Here is a 21,266-nt window from a genome sequence, read left to right as displayed (position 1 = left end):
CGCGTCGTTCGCCGATCGTTTCAGATCATACTGGCCGAGGCCAGCGTCGGCGGGGGATTTTTTCAACGGCCTGCTAGAAGTGGGAACCATGCCTTGTTTCAAAAGCGTGTCTCGAACGTCGGGCATGGCGATGATTCCTCGCGCGTGACGATTGAGCTCGGCAATCACCGCCACCGGGCCTATGCCGTACGCAGGTCCAGGCCGAGCAGCTTGAGCGCGTTCAGCAGGTATATCTTTTTCTTTTCGTCGTCCGACAACTCCAGGGCTTCTACCGACCGGATGCCCTCGCGGATGAACATCGGTCCGCCTTCCGGATCGAAAGGGCAATCGCTGGCGAATACCACCTTGTCGCTGCCGAAGAAGTCCAGGCCGCAGCGCAGCGCGGACGCGGATCCGCCCAGCACGGTATCGGCGTAGAACATCTTGAAGTAATCGATGGGCTTCTTGGCCATGCGCTCGAGCAGGTCGTTGTAGTCGTCTTCGGCGCTACGGCTGCCCAGCTGGGCCCACAGGGTGTCGGCCCGCCCGGCGAAGTATGGGATCATGGCGCCGCAGTGATGGGTAATGACCCGCAGCTCGGGAAGACGGTCGAAAATCTGGGAGAACACCATGCGTGCCATGGCGACGCTGGTAGCGTAGGGCCAGCCCAGCACCTGCCAGATCTCGAACTTGGATTTGTCTTCGGTGGGGTAGTCGGCCTGCGACGCGGGCCGGAACGGGTGCATCCATATCGGCACGCCATGTACCTGCGTGGCCCGCTCGAACACGGGGAAGAATTCGGGATCGTCGAGCGGGCGGCCGTTGACGTTGGTGGTCAGCTGGATGCCGCGGGCGCCCAGTTGCGTGATGGCCCGGTCCATTTCGTCCAGCGCCGCCGGGATATTGTTCATCGGCAGTGCCGCCACGAATGCCGGGAAGGTCTTGGGTGACCGTGCCACGATGGCCGCCATGTCGTCATTGGCGACGCGTGCGAAGCCGGGCGACAGGTCGGGGCCGCCCAGCGACTCGGGTGGGGGAAGCGCCAACGTGAGAACCTGCTGGACCTCCGGCCATTGCGCAAGCATTTCCATGCGTGCGTCCATGTCCCACAGCATGCGCAGGTTGCTCATGCGCTTGACGATGCCAGCGTCCTTGGAGTGTTGCTTCATGATCTCCAGGTACCGTGCAGGCATTACATGACTGTAGATGTCTATTTTTCTCATCGCGTCTCCTTGCTGATGAATGAGGCGGCCGCCGCGCCGGGCCGGCGGCTCAGGCGTCGGCCAACGGGGCGGTCAGCGGATCGTAGGAATACAGCCACTCCGAGCGGGTCTTGCTCATGTTTTTTTCGTGGAAAGCCTTGCGCATTTCGCTTTCATCTTCGATGCGGTAGAGATCGCGATTGCCGGCCGACTCGCGCACGACCATGGCAGTACGCGCCATGCGGGTCTGCTGGTAGCGTTGCAACGCCTCCGGTACGCAAGAAGAGGCATCGAGGCATCGGGCCAGCACGGCGCCATCCTCGATCGCCATGGCTGCTCCGGAGGCGAGGTAGGGCAGCGTGGGATGCGCGGCATCGCCCAGCAGGGTTGCCCGTGCGGTACTCCAGTTGTCGGCCGGAGGGCGATCATTCAGCGCATAGCGATAACAGCCGTCGCGGTCGATGGCGTCGATCACGGTCTGGATGGCGGGGTGCCAACCTTCGAAGTCGGCCTTGAGGTCGGCCCAGGGGCGTTTCTGCGTCCACGACTCGTTTTCGGGATGGGGGTGCTCGACCAGGCCGACGAAGTTCATGAGCTTGCGCGCCCGCAGGTAATACATCACGGCGTGCTTTTTCGTCCCGCACCATACGGTGGACACGGTTTCCATGATGTCCGGCGGCAGGCGCTCGGTGGGAATGACGGCTCGCCAGGCTATGTCCCCGGTATAGCTGACCGGCGTCGCGCCCAGGATCTGCGCCCGGATGACCGATTTGATCCCGTCCGCTCCCACGAGCACTTCGCCGGTTGCGCGTCTGCCGTCTGCCAGCCGCAACGTGACGTGTTCGTCGGCTTCCTCGAAACCGGCTGCCTGCGCCCCCAGGGTAATGCAGCGGGGGTCCAGCGCCAGCACCGCCTTGGCCAACAGTTCGTGCAGGTCGGCACGATGGATGTGGAAATAAGGCGCGCCATTGTGTTGCTCGTGTGCCGTTCCCAGCGGAATGCGGTGCATGAGTTCCGCCGTATCGAACCGCCGGAACTCGAATGCCAGGGGGCGCACCACTGTCTTCTCCAGCTGTTCGCGCAGGCCCAGGTCGTACAGGACTTTCACGGCATTGGCGCTGGACTGGAGGCCCGCGCCGACTTCGCCCAGCACAGAGGCCTGCTCGTATACGCGTACGGGATATCCGCGCTTGAGCAGGCAAGCCGCCGCGGTCAGGCCGCCGATGCCGGCGCCGACGATAATGATTCGAGGTTTCCTATCCATCTGCATTTCCATCAGTCGGCAGTGATGCGGGCTTTGCGGATCACGTCGGCCCAGCGTTCGTATTCGGCGCTTACCAGGGTGCCGAACGCTTCCGGTGTGCCCGGTGCCACCGTCAGGCCTTGCTTGCTCAGGGTTTCCTGTATGTCGGCCATGGCCAGGATTTCATTGATTTCGCGATTGAGCCGCGCGACCACCGCGGGCGGTGTACGGGCGGGTGCCAGCATGCCGAACCACAGGTCGACGTCGGCGCCGCGTATGCCTTGTTCGGCAAGCGTAGGCACGTCCGACATGACAGGAATGCGGCGTTCCTGTGTGGCGGCGAGCACGCGCAGCTTGCCCGCTTGGCGGAGCCCGAGCGCCGTATTGGCCGGCAGGATCATGGCTTGGACTTGTCCGCCGAGAAGATCGGTGACAGCGCCCGCAGAGCCGCTGTATGGCACGTGCATGAGGTCGACGCCCGCGTGCATCTTGAACAGCTCCATCGCCAGGTGCTGCGGTGTGCCGTTGCCGGGCGAGGAATAGGCGTAGCGGCCGGGACGCGACCGGAAGGCGTCGATGGCCTCGGGCAGGGTGGCGGCCGGAAACGTGGGATGGACCGCAAGCACCAACGCGCCCACCGCGACGCGGCCGACGGGCACGAAGCTGGCCAGCGGGTCGTAGGGCACCTTCTTGAACAGGCTGGGGTTCATGACGAAGGTGCTGACTGTCATCAGCAAGGTATGGCCGTCAGGCGGGGATTCGGCCACATAGCCAGTGCCGATGTTGCCGCTGGCCCCTGCGCGGTTTTCCACGATCACCGGCTGCCCGAGCTTCTGCGACAGCCTGGGGCCGAGGACGCGGGCCAGGACGTCCATGCTCGTGCCCGGTGTATAGGGAACCACGATGGTGATGGGGCGCGCCGGCCATGTCGATTGTTCCGTTGCCGCGGTCCAAGGCGCGACAACGATCAAGGCAGCTGCCAGCCATGTGCGGCGCCGCGGGAAGAATCCGTCGATTGCCATGTCGAGTTCTCCGTTCAGCGTTCCAGCGGTCCACCGGCCAGCCATTGCGCGCCGCGCCGGTAAAGTGCCTCGACGGCCTCGCCCTTGAGCATCGGCATGTCCATCTTCACTTGGTAGCCGATACGGGTCTGGATGGCGGCCAGGTGGCGGTAGCCTTCCGGCATGCGGGCGAGTTCCTGCGGGTCCAGGGTCAAGGTGGCTGCGGGATCCACGGGATCGATCCGGTCTTTCTCGTAGATGGGCTGGCGGTGCAGCAGCTTCCAGCGCCCCTCATGGCGGACCACGAAGTCGTAGAAGCGGCCGGTGCAGACGACGTCGCAGACGACGCCGTCGATAAGTCCGCGCTGGGAAATGGTCATCTTGGTTTGCGCGATCGCCCGGTCCCCCCGGATGTCGACCGCAGTTCCGCCCAGGAAGTGAAGAATGCTGACGCCTTTGCTCCAGCCCTCTTGCGTGACGCGGATGAACTCTGCAAACGGCCCTTGGAACCAGGTCGCCATCATGACGCCATCCGGATGCCACACGGTGGCGAAGCGCTCCCAGTCACCGGCGTCGCGCCATACCGCCCAGCGCTCCACCATTTGCCGGATTTCCAGTTCGTCTTTCAAGTCGTCGTGCACGGGTTGTCTCCCTGGGTGTGGGGCGGGCGTGACGGTGCCGCGCCTATGTCGAGGCAAAGCGGGTCCCTCGACGCGCAATCAGCGTGTCGATTCAGTTGATTCGGAAGAACAGCGCGCGCTCAGGCGCACTAACAGGCGCGGCGGAGCGCAAAGTCAAAGAGGTAACGATTTGCCTGGCCGAGGTCGCCGGCGGGGCGCAAGGCGGTTGCCGGTGTCGGCCGGATCGCGCGGATCGGCCAGGAGGCCGGAGCCGTGATGACATGCGAGGGGGAGGTCTTTCGCCACGGCTGCTGTCTCCTTTGCACCCATCCGGCGCGTGCCGGTGAAGTGTCTATGCGTCTCTATGTGCTGGCGATTCTAGGAACCATCCCGTTGATTTGTCTAATATATGTCCAATATCTATTGATTTTCACTGGTTATGAATTTGTCCATCCGGCATTTCAAGGCGTTCCTGGCCATCGTGCACACCCGCAGCTTTACGCGGGCGGCCGAGCGGATGCATATCAGCCAGCCCGGGCTGAGCCTGATGATGCAGGACATGGAAAGCCAGCTGTCTTGCCGGCTGTTCGAGCGGACCACGCGTTCGGTCCATCTGACGGCAGCGGGGCAACGCCTGGTACCGGTCGCGCAGCAGGTCGTCGACGAAGTGGAAACCATCGCGCCGGTGCTGAGCCAGCTTTCCGAGAAGCGGCGGCGCACCTTGCGGGTAGGTGTCCCGCCCATTTTCTCGGCCAGTGTCATGCCTTACGTCTATATGAGGCTGCGCAAGACCCACCCGGCGCTGGACCTGCACGTGGTGGACCTGCCCAAGCCCGAGGTAGAGAACCAGGTCCGGAGCGGTGAGCTGGATTGCGGCCTGGGCGTTTTCCCCGGGCGCGTGCCGGAGCTCTCGCGACGGCCGCTGTTCGAGTTCGATTTCCTCTACCTGGAATCGCGGACCTCACCCTGGCGGGGCAGGCAGCGCGAGGGCCGGCGAGGCGCGAAGCGCATACGCTGGCGCGATCTGCCCGATGTGCCGTTCGTTGAACTGCACCCCTCCCAGGACCTGCAGCAGCAGATCAACAAGTGTCGCAGCGCCTGCGGCGTGGCGCGATCCGACGGCATCAAGATGAACCGCCTGGAGTCGCTGGTGGGGATGGCAGCTGCGGGCGCGGGCCCGACTATCATTCCATCGTTCGCGGCGCCGGTGGGCATGGATGCGCAAATATCCACCGCGCTGCTGACCGACCCAGTCCTGTCGTTGGCCTTCCATCTGATTATCAAGCGCGGGCGCGAGCAGCCCGAAGTTCTGGAGGCATTTACCCGGACCTTGCTCGAGGTGATCGAAGAGCGCCGGGAACGCATCTACCGCAATGCGGACCAGGATTGGGACTAGGCCGGCCCGTACTCAGCCGTGGCGTTGACCGGGCCGAAGACCTGGACGATGTTGCCTACCCGGTCGAGATCGCCCAAGGTTTGCTTCATCGCGGCGATCAGCAGCAGTCCGGCCTGGGGCCGGGCAGCATACGCCCGTCATAGATCAGGCGCGGCCCGGGCGCGGCGGCGCCGCGTGCGACCGGTTCGGCTAGCCCAGTGCGGTCTCGATGGCCGGCTTGAGCGACTCGGGCTTGTCGGTGGACGCATATCGCGCGACCGGTTCACCCGCCCTATTCAGCAGGAACTTGGTGAAATTCCATTTGATGGCCTCGGTGCCCAGCACGCCGGGCTTGGCGCTCTTGAGCCAGCGGTACAGCGGATGCGCCGAATCGCCGTTGACGTCGATCTTGGCGAACATGGGGAAGGTGACGTCGTAGTTCAACTTGCAAAAGCTGCGGATGGCTTCGTTGGTGCCGGGCTCCTGGTGGCCGAACTGGTCGCAGGGGAAGCCCAGCACTTCCAGCCCGCGGCCGCGGTATTCCCGGTACAGGGCTTCGAGCCCGGCGTACTGGGGAGTAAAGCCGCATTGCGAGGCAACGTTCACGATCAGCAAGACCTTGCCGCGGAAGCTGTCCAGCGATACCTCCTTGCCTTCGATATCGGTGGCGGAAAAATCGTAGACAGTGGCCATGGGGACTCCGGAAAAATGACGTGCCTGGGCGGCTAGCGCACCAGCTGGTTGATTTCGATGATGGGCATCAGCACGGCCAGGACGATCAGCAGCACGAAACCGCCCATCAACAGAATCATCAGGGGTTCGAGCAAGGCCGTCAACGCCATGGCGCGCCGCTCTACTTCGCGCGACAGCGTTTGCGCGGCGCGCTCCAGCAATTCGGGCAGGGTACCGGTTTTCTCTCCGCTGGCCGTCAGGTGGACCAGCAGCGGCGGGAAGGTTTTCTGGGCCTGCAGTGCCGAAGCCAGCGACACGCCCTCGCGCACGCGCGAGGTGGCGTCATCCACGCTGACGCGCAACCGGTCGTTGCCCAACGTTTGCCGCGAGGCATCGAGGGCGCGCAGCAGCGGCACGCCGCTTCCGGTGAGGATGGCCAGCGTGGAAGCAAAGCGCGCGGCGTCCAGGCCCAGGATGAAGCGGCCGGCCAGCGGCAGCCTCAGCAGGCGCGAATGCCAGGCAAGCCGTGGCCCGGGCGAGCGCAATATCATCCGCCAGCCGGTAAGCGCCGCAGCACCGATCAGCGCGACCAGCCAGCCCCAGCTGCGGACGAAGTCGCTTAGGCCGAGCATGACGCGTGTCAGCATGGGCAGTTCCTGCCGCGCCTGCGAGAACGCGCTGACGACCTGCGGCACGACGTAGCCGAGCAGGAAAATGACGATGCCGACCGATACCAGCGCCACCACGGCGGGGTAGATGAATGCCGTCAGCACCTTGGTACGCAGGGCATTGCGTTCTTCGATGTAGTCCGCCAGCTTTTCCATGACGTGGGCCAGGTCGCCCGATTCTTCCCCGGCCGCCACCAGCGCGCGGTAGATCTCGGGAAAATCGCGGGGGCGCGTCGCCAGCGCATCGGCCAGTCGATGGCCGGCGCGTACGTCGGCCCGCACGCTGGTCAGTACCTCGGTAATGTGTTTCTTCTCGGCCTGTTCGGCGGTGGCGGTCAGCGCGGCGTCGAGCGGAAGGCGCGCCGCGAGCAGGCTGGCGAGCTGGCGCGTCGCCCAGGCCAGTTCCGCGTCCGACATCCTGGCGCTGAACCAGGAGCGGGAGCCGCCGCCCGTACGTTCGCCGCCGGTTTCCTCCACCGCGAGCGGCGTCAGCCCTCGTGCCCGCAGGTGGGCCCGAGCGGCACGCGGGCTGTCGGCATCGACCAGCCCCCGGTCCAGTTTTCCTACCGCATCCGCGGCTTCGTAGCGATATGACGGCATATCAACCCTCTATGGGGCGGGCCGGCGGAAGGCCGGGGCCCCGCTGGCGCGCATCCTATACATCCCTGGTGACGCGCACGACTTCCTCGGGCGACGTCACGCCCGCGGTAATCCAGCGTTCGCCGTCCTGGCGCATGGTGCGCATGCCGGCCGCGACCGCGGCATTGCGCAGCTCCTGTTCGCCCGCGCCGCTATGTATCAGTTGGCGCTGTGCGTCGTCCACGGTGTAGAGCTCGTGGATGCCGGTGCGCCCGACATAGCCGGTATGGCTGCACGAGGCGCAGCCCGCGGCGCGATAGACGGTCCGGCCGTCCGGTTCGGCGTGAGGCTGCTTGCAATCCGGACACAGCCGCCGCACCAGGCGCTGGGCCACGACGCCCAGCAGCGACGACGACAGCAGGAAGGGTTCCACGCCCATGTCGGTCAGGCGGGTCACGGCCGAGACGGAATCGTTGGTGTGCAGCGTGGCCAGCACCAGGTGCCCCGTCAGCGATGCCTGCACCGCGATCTGCGCGGTTTCGAGGTCGCGGATTTCGCCGATCATGATCACGTCGGGATCCTGGCGCAGGATGGCACGCAGAGCGAGGGCGAAACTCATGTTGATCTTGGCGTTGACCTGCGTCTGGCTGATGCCCGGCAGGTCGTACTCGATGGGATCCTCGACCGTCAGGATGTTGGTGGTCGATGCATCCAGCCTTCCGAGCGCGGCATAGAGCGTGGTCGTCTTGCCGCTGCCGGTGGGGCCGGTCACCAGGACGATGCCGTGCGGCTGGTGGATGAGCCGGTCCAGTTGCTGCAGCAGCGTGGGGTCCATGCCGAGGCGGGACAGCTCGAGCCGGCCCGCCTCCTTGTCCAGCAGTCGCAGGACCGCCCGTTCGCCGTGGCCGGTGGGGAGCGTGGAAACCCGCACGTCGATGGGCCGTCCGCCCACGCGCAGCGCGATGCGCCCGTCCTGGGGCAGCCGTTTCTCCGAAATGTCGAGGTTGGCCATGATCTTGATGCGCGAGATCAGGGCCGCGTGCAGCGCCTTGCGCGGACTCACCACGTCGCGCAGCGTGCCGTCCACCCGGTAGCGCACCACCGAGTGGGTCTCGAACGGCTCGATATGGATGTCGCTTGCGCCGTCGCGCGCGGCCTGCGTGAACAGGGCGTTGATCATCCGGATCACGGGTGCGTCGTCCTGCGTCTCGAGCAGGTCCTCGACCTCCGGGATGTCCTGCATCAGGCGCGCGAGGTCGATCTCGTTCTCGGCCGCTCCTACCACGGCGGCGGCGTCGCCGGTATCCGCGTAGGCGGCCGTGAGGCGGGTCTCGAGTTCGGTATCGGAAATACGGGTGATGCGGACGTGGCCGTGGCGGCGCTGCACTTCGGCAATGGCCCAGGCCGGCGTGCGCGGGCTGACGGTCAGCAGGTTGCCCTCGGGGCGCAGGCTCAGGAGCGCCCGCTGCGCCCGGGCCCACGTGTAAGGCAAAGGATTCATGTCAGTCGTCCATGGCACGTTGCGCGACGCGCGTAGGGAGGCAGCCGATGTTCATTGCCGCGTCACGATTTCGGCGGCATAGCCCAGATTGCGCAACGCCGCCAGCGTGGTGTCGATCGTAACGCGGTCGCGCGCCACCCGCATGCGCACGTTCCAGGCCTGGCCCTCCTGCACGACATAGGCGTTCATGCCGGCGTCGGTGATCCGGCGGGAGGCCAGCTGCGCTTCGGTTTCCGAGGGGGCGCCGAAGACGTGGAGCACCACCGTCGGATCGTTCGACTGCAGCGCCGAAATATCGCGCGGGATGGTGGTCGGGGGCACGACGCCCGCGCCGGCATCGCCATTGGCGATGGGGTCGCCAGCCCCAGGCACGCGCGGCGGCAGCTGGGGACCCTGCAGGTCGGGCAGCAGCCAGTGCGAGCCGGGCTGGGACAGCGATTGCTGCATCCGCATGTATTCGTAGCGATCGATCATGAGGTTGCTGTTGGAGACGCCCTCGCGCACCACGTAGGGGCGCAGGAACACCATGAGGTTGGTCTTGGTCCGCCGGCGGTTGTCGTAGCGGAACAGGCCGCCGATCCCGGGAATGTCGCCCAGGCCGGGCACCTTCTCCACCCCGCCGGTCACCGTGTCCTGGATCAGGCCGCCGATGACGATGATCTGCCCGTCGTCCACCAGCACGTTGGACTCGATGGCGCGCTTGTTGGTAATGATGCCGGCCGTGTTGCTCCGGCTGTCGTCGACGCTGCTGACTTCCTGGTAGATGGCCAGCTTGACCGTTCCGCCTTCCGAGACCTGGGGCTTGACCTTGAGCGTCAGGCCCACGTCCTTGCGCTCTATGGTCTGGAACGGACTGACGGTGGAGGTGCCGCTGGTCTGGGCGTACTGGCCGGTAATGAAGGGCACGTTCTGTCCGACGATGATGCTCGCCTCTTCGTTGTCCAGCGTCAGCAGGTTTGGCGTGGACAGGATGTTGGCGCCGGCCTGGGTTTCCAGCGCCCGTGCCAGGAAGCCGAGGTTGGTGACTTGGCCGATGCCGGGGATGTTGACCGAGCCCTTGGCAATGCCGATGCTCAGGCCGCCGCCGATAGAGCCGATGTTTTGCGCGGTCGTGAGGATATTGGAGCCTGCGCCGCCGAAGCTCGTGCCTCCCACCACCGCCGTGCCGCCGCTCGAACTGAGGTTCCCGAGGCCGGTGAGCCACTGGATGCCGAACTCGGCCGCCGTTTCGGCCGAGACCTCGACGATCAGGCTTTCAACGAAAATCTGGGCGCGGCGGACATCGAGCTGGTCGATGATCTCGCGCAGGCTGCGGTACAGCGGTTCGGGCGCGGTAATGATGAGCGTGTTGGTGGTGGCATCGGCCTGTACCGTGGCGCCGCCGCCGGTGAAGACGGTCGAGCCGGCCTGGGTCGTGCCGGTGCCTAACAGTCCGCCGCCGGTCGTGCCGGCGCCGGTTCCGCCCAGGCCGGTCGTCCCGCCCAGCATGCCGGAGGTGCCGGTGGTGTTGGCGCCGGTATTCAGGCCGCCCATGGTGTTGGTACCGCCGAGGCCGGACGCGCCGCCGAGCCCGCCGCTCATGCCGCCCAGGCTTCCCGTGCTGCCCAGCGTGCCGGTGCCCGACTGCCCGGTAAGGACGCCGCGCAGGACTTCGGCCAGCTTGAGGGCCTCGGCGTTGCGCAGATATACCACGTGCATGTTGGTGGCGCGGGCGGACGGATTGTCCAGCTTGGCGATCAGGTCGCGGGCCAGTTTGTTGCGTGCCGGACTGCTGGCCCGCAACAACACGCTGTTGGTGCGCGGATCGGCCACGGCAGCGATGCGTTGTGTCGGGTCGTTGGTATTGCCGGGGTCCAGCAGCTTGGTCACTAGCGCCGCTACGTCGGTGGCAATGCCGTGCTTGATTTCGATCAGATCGGTGGCGATGGCCGACGGCGTGTCGATGTTTGCGATGACGTTGGCAATACGCTTCAGATTGTCGGCGTAGTCGGTAATGACCAGCGTGTTGTTGCCGGGATAGGCGTTGATAGGGTTGTTCGGGGCGATCATCGGGCGCAGCACCGGCACGAGGTTCGCCGCGCTTTCGTAGTTGAGCTTGAACACCTGGGTGACGAGCTGCCCGCCGCTGCGCGCCGCTGCGGCGCTGCCCACGGCACTGCCTTGCAATTTGGCATCCGCTTCGGGCACGACCCGGCTGACGCCGTCCACTTCCACGACGGCAAAGCCCTGCATGCGCAGCGCGCCCAGCAGCATGCGATAGGCGGTGTCGCGATCGACCGGGTTCTCGGACACCAGGGTCAACTGGCCCTTCACGCGGGGATCGATCAGGAAGTTCCTGCCGGTGAACTGGCCGAGCGCACGAACCACCGACTCCAGCTCGGTATTGACGAAATTCAGGACGACGCCATCGGCTGCCGCGGTACTGGCGGCGCCGGCGGGCGCGGCCGCTCCCGCCGGGAGCGCGGCCAGCGCCAGCAGGGCCGAGCAGGCCGCTGCAACCAGCGTCCGGGCAGTGGGCGCATGGGCTGGTCGGGTACGGGGAGAGGCTTGGTTGAGCATGGGCATGATGTTATCGGCCGATTTGCAAGATGGATTCGTCGCCCGAGCGGCGGCCCAGCGCGGATAGCGTGCTCTGGAGCGCGGCGCGGACCTCGGGCGAGGCGTTGGGGGCGGGTCGGGCGACCCCTTTGAAGCTCAGTCCGGTGCGTGCGGTCCAGCGGCCGCTGCCTTCCATGGTCAACGGACCGGACAGTGTGGAGACTGCGACGGCCAGGGCATCATTGCCTTGGCCGGAGAGCCTGAGACGGTAGTGCCCGATGGGCCGGAGCAAAGACAGCGCGGTCGCGGCATCGCTCCATTCGGCATCGAGTATCTCGCCCGCAGGGATGCGGCCATTCAGGCGCAGCGAGGGCCATTTCAGCCGCAGGTCGCCGGCGGGCCGCAGCGTGTTGAAGGGGGCGCCGAGCTGGGCCAGGGTGGACGCCGGCAGCTTCAGGGTCCGGCCCGACAGCAGGAAGCCGGAGGTCTGCAGGCGCAGGCTCAACGGACCGTCCAGCCACGGATGGCGGATTTCGACCACGGGGCCGGCAGCCCATTTCGTCTGCCACTCGATGGGCGTGGGGAGCGTGCTGCGCGCTTCGGGAAAGCCCAAGGCAAGCAGCGCGCTGCCGCGCCATAGCGTGCCCGAGGCGTCGACGACGGCGACCGGCCATTGCGCAGGCAGCAGCGCGATCAGCCAGCGGGCCGGAAGCACCGCCACGGCCGCCGCCAGGGCAACCACCACGCAAAGAAGAATCTTGGGCCAGGTCCGCATCAGCGTTCCTGTCCCGCCGTGGCGGGCGCAAACAGGACCGCACCGGTAACTTTGCCGGTGAGCAGGCGGCCATCTCCGTCCTTGGGCCGTTCGAGGTCCGCCTCGGTCAGTTGCAGGCGCGTATAGCCGGGCACCGACGCCAGCCATTGCATGAAGCCCGAGGCTTGCACGGCTTCGACGGTGACCTGCCATGCGCCAGCCGGCCCCGATGCCGGTTCCGCAGCAGTGATTTCGCCTGCAATGCCCGCCCGCTGGAGGCTTTCTGCCAATGCCTGGCGGGTTTCCTCGGGTGTCATCTGGCCGCTACGCGTCCGTTGCAGGCTGCGCGCCTCGGCCGTCAGCGCATCGACCCGCGCGGCTTGCGTACGCAACAGGGGAAGCTGTTCTTCCAGGCGGGTGTATCGGGTCCAAGCCGGTTCGATAAAAAGCAGGAAAACGATCGCTGCCGCCGCGACCGCCCCGGCCACGGCAAGCAGCCGGCGCTCGCGCGGCGCCAGCCGCGCCCAGCGCCGGCCGGCGTCGGTCCGGAGCCGGATCAGCGCCGGCGGCGTGGAAAGTGTGAAAGCAGGCAGCCTCATCGTCGGGGATTGTCCTGTTGAATGCGCACGGCGGCCTGGCCACCGGGACGGGGCGTGCCTTCGGCGCCGGTGCTGGCGGCGGAACGGACGATCCATTCGCCGTCGTCGCGCGCGACGTGCACGCCGAGGCCCTCGGCGCGCTTGATGATGGCGGGATCGATGTCCATCTTGGTGGCCGCGGGAGCCGGGGAGGCGGGTGCGGAGGATTCGCGGCGTGGCATGAAGCGGCGCACGCCTTGGGCCTGCGGCGGCGCGGGCGAGGCCGGCTCGGCCTGCCGGGCCACCATGCCGATGTCCTCGTCCACCAGCCGCAGCCGGAGTTCGCCGGATGTATAGCGCAGTGTCGTCACGTTATTGGAAGCGGCAGGCAGCAACTGCGCAGCCGCCAGCGCCAGCGGCAGGAAGTCGGACGATCCGAATTCGCCGCCGGCCGCGCGCAGTGCATCGCGCCGCTGTTCGGCCTGGCGCAGCGGATCGACGACGACGGGAATGTCGGGAAACGCCGTCCGGACCTGCGTGGTCATGCGCTGGCGCAGCGTGGCTTCTTCACGCCCCAGCTGCCAGGCATGCAGGTTCAATCCCAGCAGCCATACGGCGGCCGCCCCTGCGGCCCAGACGACCGGCCGCCGCCACGGCGAACGGCCCCGGCGATGCGGTTGCAGGTCGGGCAGGGCCAGCGACCAGCCCAGCGCAGGACCTTGCCAGCGCGCCGCCGAGGGAAGCTCGCGCCCTTCGATACCGGGAAGCTCGGGCCAATTGGCCGAAGGCGGGTCGATCCAGGCCAGCACAGCGGGGGCGTCCTGTTCGAGCGCAGGCAATAGCGATGCCCAGGCCGGATCGGCGTCGGTGGTGGCCAGCGGATCTATCGTCCAGGCCAGGCCGCTTTGGAGCCCGGTCCGGATGACGATGTGTTCGTCACGCGTCAGGACCGTCCACCCGGATTCGGTCAGCGACAGGGCAAGCGGAGCGGGAATCAAGGCATCGGCCGGCAGGCCGCAGTCGGCCAGCAGCCGCAAGGCGCGGGCCAACTGTTCGCGGGCGGCCCAGGCCACCGGGACCGAGCCGTCCGCGGCACGCGCGCCGTGCGCCACGGCGAGGGTGTCGATGTCGCCCAGGACCATGGGTTCGACCGCTCCCGCGACCGCCGCCGAAAGGCGATGCGCCGGCAGCGGCGGTACCGTGACCGAGGTAACCACGCTGTCGGCCGGGTGCAGGATGCCCTCGACACGGCTGGCCGGTACGGCGGCCGCCAGCTCGGCCAGCGGCAGTTCGCCGGTACGCTGGACGGCGTGCTGCCGGTCCAGGAGGGCGAATGCTACCCGGGAATCGGCATGCAACATGGGTAGCGCGGGCAGCTCCAGCCGCAACGTCGTCTTCAATTGGTCTCCCTTTTCCAGACCACGGTGGGTGAATTGGCATTGACCCGCGATATGAGCGCCTGCATGGTGACGGCGGCGCGGTCCAGCGTCACGGTGCCCGATACCAGGAACCACTTGCTGGCCGTGACGATCTGCGAGTCGCTGATATTAATGTTGGGATCGGCGAGGCGGTTGCCGAAATCGGCCCGGTCGTTGAACCAGGTCCCGGCGTTGCGTTGTTCGGCGATGGCGCGCGCCTGGCCCAGCGACAGACCGGGAACGACGGCTGCCAGCACCTCGGCGGGCGCGGTATTGGCGTTGACCGCCGTGATTTCGGGCAACACCGTGACATAGGGGCGCAAGGCGTCGATGGTTTTTTCGTCCAATTCCGCAATGCCCTCCAGGTCGTCCACCGAACGTATCATGGGCGCGCTGGGCCCGCGTCCCGCCGCCGATTCTTCATCCAGGCCGAAACCGGCCTGCGTTCCGGCAGCCTGGCTCCCCGACGTGGCCGAAGTCCCAGACGTGCCCGCGGTGCCGGCTGTGCCCGATGTTCCGGACGTTCCCGCGGTGCCCGACGCTCCCGGCGCACCCTGCGCGCTGGCGATGCGCAGGGCGATCCGTGGCGCCAGGCTGGGAGGCAGGCCCAGCATGGCGCACAGGCGTTCCAGCACGGCCACCTCGGCCGGCTGCGGCACGCCCGCCTTCGCCAGATTGCGCAGGTTGTACTTGCCCTGTTCGTCTTCGATGCGGCCCGAGAACAGGGCCACTCTGTCGTCGCCAGGGCGAGTGATGCGGGTGTCGGCTACGGGCGTGGCCCATAGCTCTCCCAACCGCGTAGTGTTGTTGCGGCGGGCGTCATCGCGCAGGATCAGGCGCGCCCAATCGAGCCCGCCCTGCAGCAGCCAGCGGGCCTGGATGCGCGCCTGCTCGTTCTCCACCGCGCGTACCGCCGCCGCCTGCCGTTGGAACAGCCCTGTGACGAGCACGGCCACCGCCGCGACGATCAGCAGGGCGCTGACCACCGCCATGCCGCGCTGGCTGACCGGGAGCCTGGACATGCGGACCGTCATTGCAGCACCACCACGCGGCGATAGCGTTCCACGCCCGTATCCGTCCGGCGTTCGGCCGCGAGTTCCAGCCCCGTGAACGCGGCGCCTGTCGTGGGGAAGGGCGGGTTGGTCCAGCCTTGTCCGGGCACCCAGACGCGCAGGGCGAAGCGGGTGACGCCTTGGAGGATTGCCGCTCCGCCGGCGGCCGGGGGCAGCGGATACTGCCGCGCCGAGGGGCCCGCCGCGCGGCGCAGCACCGTGCCGTCCAGGAACCATACGACGCGCTGCCAGGCCGCGGGGTCGCCGGCATCGCTGCGGATGATTTCGAGCGTGGCCGACGCATCGGGGGTTTCCTTGAAGGTGATGCGCAGGCTCTGGGGAAGCGTGGCCGCAGGCTTGGGCGGCGTGCCGCTTTCGGCGCCGCCATCGAGCAAGGTGTCCGGTGCCCGCATGGCCAGGTCGCGCTCGATCTGGCCCAGCATCCTGATGATGCTCTCGATTTCGTCGGCGTCGCCTGCCAATCTATGCTGCATGGCGCTGACGTTCTCAAGTCCTCGCCAGGAAATGATCGCGACCACCGCCATCAGCGCGATCGCGACCATGACCTCTATCAGCGTGAACCCCCCTTGTACGCGTTTCATGGCAATGCGCTCAGGAAGCCGTTGACCTGGGCCAGCGTCTGGTCGGGATCGTTGTCCGGATGCACCCGGATCATTACCTGCCGGATATTGCTGTTGTCCGAGTTGGTGAAAACCCTTGCACACTGCATCGCCTGCCCACCTTGCGCGCAGGCCACCACCTGGCGTCCGGGGCTGGGCAGGAGACGCGTCAGCCGCAGTTCGGCAAGCTGGTTCTCGGCCTCGACCAGCGCCAGCGACTTGGCGCGCAGCGCCGCGTTGTTCTGCGCAATCATGCCCACTGCACGGACCGAGGCGGCCAGGGCCACGCCCACGATGGCCAGCGCCACGAGCACTTCGACCAAGGTGAAGCCGGCATTATTGGACCGCATAGCGTCCCGCCTCATCGCGCAAGATGGTCACGACCGCGTCGGCGTTGCGCAATCGCACGACGAGCGGGCCCGGTATCCACTCCGAAGTGAACACGGGCGGGCCGGGAGGCTCCACCTGCACTGTGACCGGACCGTCGGCCCAGCGGCGCGGGCGCAGCAATTCGTCGCGCGCGAACGTATCGAGCGTGGATGCCGACGTGCCGGCCGCCAGCGGCGCGCCCGGTGTCAGCGCGCGTGCGCGGCGGACGAACCGGTAGCCCTGTTCGTCGGCTTCCCAGATGATGCGGCGGCCGTCGGCGCGGACTTCGCCCTGGGCGACCGCGAACAGCTGCGCCAGGCGTTGCGCGTCGTCCAGCAATAGCTGGCGCCGGTCGGGGAAGGCACGGATGGTCACGGCCGCGGCGGCGATACCGATGATCACGACCACCACCATCAGCTCGATAAGCGTGAATCCCCGAACGCGCCGGGGCTTCCCACGGCCGCCCGGCCGGAAGTCAGAGATCCCAGGAACCGATGTCCGCATTGGCGTTTTCGCCGCCCGGCTGGCCGTCGGCGCCCAGCGAAAACACGTCGACGTCGGGGCCGTGCACGCCGGGGTTCAGGTACTGATAGGGATTGCCCCAGGGGTCGGCGGGCAGGCGGTCGAGATACTGCTTCCAGTTGGCCGGCGCCTGGCCGGTGGCGGGGCGCTCGACCAACGCGCGCAGGCCTTGCTCGGTGGTGGGATAGCGGCCGTTGTCCAGGCGGTATAGTTTGAGCGCCTGCATGATGCCCGAGATGTCCTGCCGGGCGGCGACGGCGCGTGCCTGGTCGGGCCTGTCGAGCACCCGCGGCACGACCAGGGCTGCCAGAATGCCCAGTATGACCACGACGACCATGATTTCGATCAGGGTAAAACCCGCCTGGCGCCCGCGTTGGATAGAGTGTGACCGTGTCACCGCGTAAACTCCGTGTCGTAATTCGCGGGACTATTATCGCTGCTTTAGATGACAATTCATGATGTGGGTATCCCTGTCATATTTGTCCCGCAAGATTGTCTGTTTTTACCGGCCGCATGCCAGCGGCCTTGCCGGAGTCCCTGATGCGGGTATCCCCCAATCTTCCCCGGTTGGCCACCACTGTCGCGATGCTCGTGCTCGCCGCGGGCGTGGGAGTGTGGGGTGCCATCCTGCTCGCACCTTCGCCCCCGCCTGCGCCGCCGTCCGCCGTGAGCGACGGCAGTCTGCGCACGGATACGCGGCCGGTGGCCGACTGGTTCGGAACCGGTGCCGGCGCGCGGATACAAGTGGTCGTGGCGGGGCTCATCGCCGCCGGGCCGCGGGGTTCAGCGGTGCTGGCGATCGATGGGCGCCCCCCGCGCGCCTATGCCGTGGGCAGCCGGCTTGCCGAGGGGGTGACGCTGGCCGAGGTCCGCGGCACGGGGATCGTGCTCGACCAGGGCGGCGAACGGGTCGAGATCGCGGCGGCCAAGCTGCCGCCGGCGGACGGCATACGCAGCGTCTCCGCGGCGCGCTGAGCACGCGCGCCCGCCTGGTCCTGCGGCGGTCGAACGGACGGCAGGGGGGCCCGCTGCGCGCGGGAACTCAGCGAGAGGGCGCCAGAACGCCGCGGCGCATCTGGTCCAGCTCTATCGATTCGAACAAGGCCTTGAAGTTGCCTTCACCGAACCCTTCGTCGCCTTTTCTCTGGATGATCTCGAAAAAGATGGGGCCGATGACCGTCTGGGTGAAGATCTGAAGCAGCAATCCGCCGCCGGGGGCGCCGTCGAGCAGAATACGGTTCCTGGCCAGCCGTGCGACGTCTTCCCCATGGCCCGGCAGCCGCTTGTCCAGTAGTTCGTAATAGGTGTCCGGCGTATCGAGGAACACGACGCCGGACCGGCGCAGCGCTTCGACAGTACTGTAGATGTCGTCGGTCCCCAGCGCGATGTGCTGGATGCCTTCGCCGTGATAGAGGTCCAGGTACTCCTGGATCTGGCCTTTCTCGTCCTTGCCTTCTTCGTTGATGGGGATGCGTATCCGCCCGCAGGGGGAGGTCATTGCCTTGGACTTGACGCCCGTCACCTTGCCTTCGATGTCGAAGTAGCGGATTTCGCGGAAGTTGAAGAACCGTTCGTAGAAGTCGGCCCATTCAGCCATGCGACCGCGATGCACGTTGTGGGTCAGGTGGTCGATGGTCGTCAGGCCCGCGCCCCGGTGGTTGGCGTCCTCGCTCGCCCGGGCCGCGTCCAGCGGTTCGAAGTCCACGTCGTAGATGTCGATGTCGCCGATGCCGCCGCTGCGGCCGTTCTTGCCGCGCCAGCGGTCGACGAAATAGATGAGCGAGTCGCCTATGCCCTTGATGGCCGGGATATTGAGTTCCATCGGGCCGCTGCGGCCGTCGAAACCCCACGCGCCGAGTTCGAGCGCCCGCTTGTAGGCAGCCGCGGCGTCCTCGACCCGGAACGCGATGGCGCAGATCGAAGGTCCATGCAGCCGCGCGAAGCGCTGCGCGAACGAGTCCGGTTCGGCATTGACGATGAAATTGATGCTGCCCTGGCGGTATAGCAGCACGTTCTTGTGCCGGTGGCGCGCGATGGCCTTGAAGCCCAGGCCCTCGAAGACCTTGCCGAGCGCGGCGGGGTCGGGGGCGGCATATTCGACGAATTCGAATCCGGCGGTACCCATGGGGTTGTCCCACGGTTGGAAGGTCGTAGTCATGGCTGTCTCCGCTGTGGCCTTCGGCCGGGTAGATGGGGAATCAGGAAGATTGTAGGAATTCAGCCGAGGCAAATGATTGCAAAAATTGCTCAATATGGCCATGTATGGGCAATAAAATGCCGGAAGTGCGAGATATAGAGGGCAATGATGGCTGAAGTCGAATTGGATAGAACGGACCGCCGCATTCTGGAAGAGCTGCAGCGCAATGGAAGGCTGACGAACCAGGAACTCGCCGAGCGGGTGGCGCTGTCGCCCAGTCCTTGCCTGCGGCGGGTGAAACGGCTGGAAGAGCGGGGCGTGATACGCCAATACATGGCCGTGGTCGACCCCCACAAGGTCGGCCTGGGCCTGCTTGCCTATGTGAGTGTGCGCCTGCAAAAACATGTCGACGGGGGGCATGCCCCGATCGAGCAATTCGCCCGCGATGTACAGGCATGGCCGGAGATCGTCGCCTGTTATGCCATGACCGGCGACATGGACTACCTGCTGCGGGTACAGGTGCGCGACCTGGCGCACTTTTCCCGGTTTGCGATGGATACGCTGATGAAACACCCGGCAGTGGTGGACATGCGATCCAGCTTTGCACTGTCCACCATTAAGGAGGCACCGGCGCTCGGCTTCTGACAAACCGGGCTGTGCGGCCGGCGCCTCAGGAGGGTTGCACGTCCAGCAGGAGCTTGCCGATATGGTCCCCCGTTTCCATGTCGCGGTGGGCCTGGGCCGCTTGCGCCAACGGATAGGTGCGGTGGATCACGGGGCGGATGGCGGTGCCCAGCAGCGGCCAGACGGCGCTTCTGAGCGCCTCCGCTACGCGGGTCTTCCTGTCCAGCGGCAGCGGGCGCATCAGCGAGCCCGTAATGCGGGCTTCCTTCTGCATGATGGCGCGCAGCGAAGCCTGCAGTGGCGCGCCCGATCCGCCCGACAAGTGGACGATGCGGCCGCCGTAGGCCAGCGCCGCCAGATTCTGCTCGGTGTGACGGCCGCCCGACATATCGAGGATGACGTCCGCCGCCAGGCCCTCGCGGGCCATTACCTCGGCGAAGGCTTCTGTCTTGTAGTTGAATACCCGCGCGGCGCCCAGCGACCGGGCGAAGGCGGCCTTCTCTTCGCTGCCGCTGGTGGCGTAGACCGAATGGCCCAGCGCGCGCAGCAGCTGGATCGCGAAGACGCCGATGCCGCTGGTGCCGCCATGGATGAGCACCCGCTCGCCAGGTTGCATCGCGGCAACCGAGAAGAAGTTGTACCAGACGGTGAACGCCGCTTCGGGGAAGCAGGCCGCCTCCTGCAGCGTCAAGGTGTCCGGCCGGGGAAGCACCAAGGCCCGGTGGGCGGTCGCGTACTGGGCATACCCCCCGCCGTCCACCAGCGCGCATACCTCGGCGCCGGGCGCCAGACCGCGGACGTTGGCGCCCACCGCTTCGACGTGGCCGGCGACTTCCAGCCCGGGCACATCCGATTCATGCGTGCTGGGGCCGCGCGAACGCTGGCCGCAATCGTGCCGGTTGATGCCTGCCCAGCGGACCCGGATCAGGACCTCGTCGGGGCCGGGCGCGGGTACGGGGCGTTGCTGGGGAACGAGGACTTCCGGGCCGCCGGCCCGGCTGATGACGATGGTTTCCTGGAGCATGCGTGAGGGGTCTCGAGTGAGGGTGGGCGCCGCTTGGCGCGAAGCTGCAGTTTTCGTCTATATTAGCGAACTGCTCTGGGAACGGACATGGATGCCCCAAGGAGCTGAATTGACATTCGATTCAAACTCCTTCATAATCTTTCGTTCCCCGGCGGAGGGGTGCCCGAGTGGTTAAAGGGGGCAGACTGTAAATCTGTTGGCCTTGCGCCTACATTGGTTCGAATCCAATCCCCTCCACCAAAAACTTTTGCAGTCCGGCAGGAATTGCTAGTGTGGCCAGTGGCTTGAGAGGCTTGTTCAGGTAATCAAGCAGCTGGTCAAAATTTTGGCCGGAAGGTTTCGCGTGCTGGAAGGTTCGCGGGGCGTGCCGAGCGATCGAAAGAGCGGTCGGCGCCGGAAGGCGGTGGGGTCCGCAGTTGAGTAGTTGGCAGTAGAAATATGGCAGGCGGGTGTAGCTCAATGGTAGAGCAGAAGCCTTCCAAGCTTACGACGAGGGTTCGATTCCCTTCACCCGCTCCAACGAGGTCGTCGCAGGCGCCCGGGCTTCCGGTGGGTAGCCGGATGATCCGGTAGGTAATACAGAATTCGCCCATGTGGCTCAGTGGTAGAGCACTCCCTTGGTAAGGGAGAGGTCACGCGTTCGATCCGCGTCATGGGCACCAAGTTTCGTAGTTATATCCAGTTCTAGCAGGCATCCAGAGGCGGGAGTCAGCCATGGCAAAAGGCAAGTTTGAGCGTACCAAGCCGCACGTGAACGTTGGCACGATCGGTCACGTTGACCACGGCAAGA

At 66.5% G+C, this 21,266-nt stretch carries 21 protein-coding genes, 3 tRNA genes and 1 pseudogene; 7 read left to right on the top strand and 18 right to left on the bottom strand.

Annotated features, from left to right (window positions below):
* Positions 1 to 179: 179 nt before the first annotated feature.
* The 4 genes from QHC78_RS20975 to QHC78_RS20960 all read right to left on the bottom strand — a co-directional run bounded on the left by QHC78_RS20975 (position 180) and on the right by QHC78_RS20960 (position 4,066).
* On the bottom strand, positions 180 to 1,148 hold the full coding sequence (locus QHC78_RS20975; protein WP_319748071.1) for an amidohydrolase family protein: 969 nt from the start codon (positions 1,146 to 1,148) through the stop codon (positions 180 to 182).
* A gap of 103 nt (positions 1,149 to 1,251) precedes the next feature.
* Positions 1,252 to 2,445 (bottom strand): FAD-dependent monooxygenase, encoded by a 1,194-nt coding sequence (locus QHC78_RS20970; protein WP_319748069.1) that lies wholly within the window; start codon positions 2,443 to 2,445, stop codon positions 1,252 to 1,254.
* 11 nt (positions 2,446 to 2,456) lie between these two features.
* The gene (locus QHC78_RS20965; RefSeq protein WP_319748067.1) at positions 2,457 to 3,446 is read right to left on the bottom strand and encodes a Bug family tripartite tricarboxylate transporter substrate binding protein; all 990 of its coding nucleotides are present in this window, start codon (positions 3,444 to 3,446) and stop codon (positions 2,457 to 2,459) included.
* Positions 3,447 to 3,460: 14 nt separating this feature from the next.
* Complete coding sequence (locus tag QHC78_RS20960) at positions 3,461 to 4,066, bottom strand: nuclear transport factor 2 family protein (RefSeq protein ID WP_319748066.1); 606 nt, start codon at positions 4,064 to 4,066, stop codon at positions 3,461 to 3,463.
* Positions 4,067 to 4,484: 418 nt separating this feature from the next.
* On the opposite strand from QHC78_RS20960, the gene QHC78_RS20955 reads away from it, so the two are divergent.
* Positions 4,485 to 5,441: a LysR family transcriptional regulator gene (locus QHC78_RS20955; RefSeq protein ID WP_319748064.1), complete on the top strand. Its 957-nt coding sequence runs from the start codon at positions 4,485 to 4,487 to the stop codon at positions 5,439 to 5,441.
* A 189-nt stretch (positions 5,442 to 5,630) separates the two neighbouring features.
* Here the strand turns inward: QHC78_RS20955 and QHC78_RS20950 are convergent, their stop codons facing one another.
* Genes QHC78_RS20950 through gspG form a run of 12 tightly spaced genes read right to left on the bottom strand, consistent with a single transcriptional unit; the run spans position 5,631 to position 17,088 of the window.
* Positions 5,631 to 6,113, bottom strand: coding sequence for a glutathione peroxidase (locus tag QHC78_RS20950; RefSeq protein WP_319748062.1), 483 nt, complete (start codon positions 6,111 to 6,113; stop codon positions 5,631 to 5,633).
* Between the two features lie 32 nt (positions 6,114 to 6,145).
* The gene (gene gspF / locus QHC78_RS20945) at positions 6,146 to 7,360 is read right to left on the bottom strand and encodes a type II secretion system inner membrane protein GspF (protein ID WP_319748060.1); all 1,215 of its coding nucleotides are present in this window, start codon (positions 7,358 to 7,360) and stop codon (positions 6,146 to 6,148) included.
* Between the two features lie 55 nt (positions 7,361 to 7,415).
* The gene (gene gspE / locus QHC78_RS20940; RefSeq protein ID WP_319748058.1) at positions 7,416 to 8,840 is read right to left on the bottom strand and encodes a type II secretion system ATPase GspE; all 1,425 of its coding nucleotides are present in this window, start codon (positions 8,838 to 8,840) and stop codon (positions 7,416 to 7,418) included.
* 51 nt (positions 8,841 to 8,891) lie between these two features.
* Positions 8,892 to 11,399 (bottom strand): type II secretion system secretin GspD, encoded by a 2,508-nt coding sequence (gene gspD / locus QHC78_RS20935; protein WP_413816504.1) that lies wholly within the window; start codon positions 11,397 to 11,399, stop codon positions 8,892 to 8,894.
* Positions 11,400 to 11,409: 10 nt separating this feature from the next.
* Positions 11,410 to 12,153, bottom strand: a complete 744-nt coding sequence (gene gspN / locus QHC78_RS20930) for a type II secretion system protein N (RefSeq protein ID WP_319748054.1) — start codon at positions 12,151 to 12,153, stop codon at positions 11,410 to 11,412.
* Positions 12,153 to 12,731 (bottom strand): type II secretion system protein M, encoded by a 579-nt coding sequence (locus tag QHC78_RS20925; protein ID WP_319748052.1) that lies wholly within the window; start codon positions 12,729 to 12,731, stop codon positions 12,153 to 12,155. Before QHC78_RS20925 ends, gspN begins: the two co-directional genes overlap by 1 nt.
* Positions 12,728 to 14,110, bottom strand: coding sequence for a type II secretion system protein GspL (gspL, locus tag QHC78_RS20920; RefSeq protein ID WP_319748051.1), 1,383 nt, complete (start codon positions 14,108 to 14,110; stop codon positions 12,728 to 12,730). The genes QHC78_RS20925 and gspL overlap by 4 nt, the downstream gene beginning before the upstream one ends.
* Positions 14,107 to 15,150 carry a type II secretion system minor pseudopilin GspK gene (gene gspK / locus QHC78_RS20915; RefSeq protein ID WP_319748050.1) on the bottom strand — a complete coding sequence of 348 codons (1,044 nt, stop codon included), beginning with the start codon at positions 15,148 to 15,150 and terminating at the stop codon, positions 14,107 to 14,109. Before gspK ends, gspL begins: the two co-directional genes overlap by 4 nt.
* 8 nt (positions 15,151 to 15,158) lie before the next feature.
* Positions 15,159 to 15,782, bottom strand: coding sequence for a PulJ/GspJ family protein (locus QHC78_RS20910; protein ID WP_319748049.1), 624 nt, complete (start codon positions 15,780 to 15,782; stop codon positions 15,159 to 15,161).
* The gene (gene gspI, locus QHC78_RS20905) at positions 15,779 to 16,150 is read right to left on the bottom strand and encodes a type II secretion system minor pseudopilin GspI (protein ID WP_319748048.1); all 372 of its coding nucleotides are present in this window, start codon (positions 16,148 to 16,150) and stop codon (positions 15,779 to 15,781) included. The genes QHC78_RS20910 and gspI overlap by 4 nt, the downstream gene beginning before the upstream one ends.
* Positions 16,137 to 16,673 carry a prepilin-type N-terminal cleavage/methylation domain-containing protein gene (locus tag QHC78_RS20900; protein ID WP_319748046.1) on the bottom strand — a complete coding sequence of 179 codons (537 nt, stop codon included), beginning with the start codon at positions 16,671 to 16,673 and terminating at the stop codon, positions 16,137 to 16,139. Before QHC78_RS20900 ends, gspI begins: the two co-directional genes overlap by 14 nt.
* On the bottom strand, positions 16,645 to 17,088 hold the full coding sequence (gspG, locus tag QHC78_RS20895; protein ID WP_319748044.1) for a type II secretion system major pseudopilin GspG: 444 nt from the start codon (positions 17,086 to 17,088) through the stop codon (positions 16,645 to 16,647). Before gspG ends, QHC78_RS20900 begins: the two co-directional genes overlap by 29 nt.
* Positions 17,089 to 17,231: 143 nt before the next feature.
* Between gspG and QHC78_RS20890 the strand changes: the two genes are divergently transcribed.
* Positions 17,232 to 17,666: a hypothetical protein gene (locus tag QHC78_RS20890; RefSeq protein WP_319748042.1), complete on the top strand. Its 435-nt coding sequence runs from the start codon at positions 17,232 to 17,234 to the stop codon at positions 17,664 to 17,666.
* Positions 17,667 to 17,733: 67 nt separating this feature from the next.
* Here the strand turns inward: QHC78_RS20890 and hppD are convergent, their stop codons facing one another.
* Positions 17,734 to 18,849, bottom strand: coding sequence for a 4-hydroxyphenylpyruvate dioxygenase (gene hppD, locus QHC78_RS20885; protein WP_319748041.1), 1,116 nt, complete (start codon positions 18,847 to 18,849; stop codon positions 17,734 to 17,736).
* A gap of 147 nt (positions 18,850 to 18,996) precedes the next feature.
* Here hppD and QHC78_RS20880 point away from each other — a divergent pair, with 147 nt between their 5' ends.
* Positions 18,997 to 19,473, top strand: coding sequence for an Lrp/AsnC family transcriptional regulator (locus QHC78_RS20880; protein WP_319748073.1), 477 nt, complete (start codon positions 18,997 to 18,999; stop codon positions 19,471 to 19,473).
* 25 nt (positions 19,474 to 19,498) lie between these two features.
* Here QHC78_RS20880 and QHC78_RS20875 read toward each other — a convergent pair whose 3' ends face one another.
* Complete coding sequence (locus tag QHC78_RS20875) at positions 19,499 to 20,476, bottom strand: NAD(P)H-quinone oxidoreductase (protein ID WP_319748039.1); 978 nt, start codon at positions 20,474 to 20,476, stop codon at positions 19,499 to 19,501.
* A gap of 153 nt (positions 20,477 to 20,629) precedes the next feature.
* Between QHC78_RS20875 and QHC78_RS20870 the strand changes: the two genes are divergently transcribed.
* The 4 genes and pseudogenes from QHC78_RS20870 to QHC78_RS20855 all read left to right on the top strand — a co-directional run.
* A tRNA-Tyr gene (locus QHC78_RS20870) sits at positions 20,630 to 20,716 on the top strand.
* Positions 20,717 to 20,921: 205 nt separating this feature from the next.
* Positions 20,922 to 20,995: transfer RNA gene (locus tag QHC78_RS20865), tRNA-Gly, on the top strand.
* A gap of 68 nt (positions 20,996 to 21,063) precedes the next feature.
* A tRNA-Thr gene (locus QHC78_RS20860) sits at positions 21,064 to 21,138 on the top strand.
* Positions 21,139 to 21,190: 52 nt separating this feature from the next.
* Positions 21,191 to 21,266 (top strand): annotated as a pseudogene (locus tag QHC78_RS20855) (GTP-binding protein); the annotation flags it as partial.

This window comes from Pigmentiphaga sp. (assembly GCF_033795525.1).
Classification (GTDB): domain Bacteria; phylum Pseudomonadota; class Gammaproteobacteria; order Burkholderiales; family Burkholderiaceae_B; genus Pigmentiphaga.
This window is presented reverse-complemented; position numbering and strand designations above follow the sequence as displayed.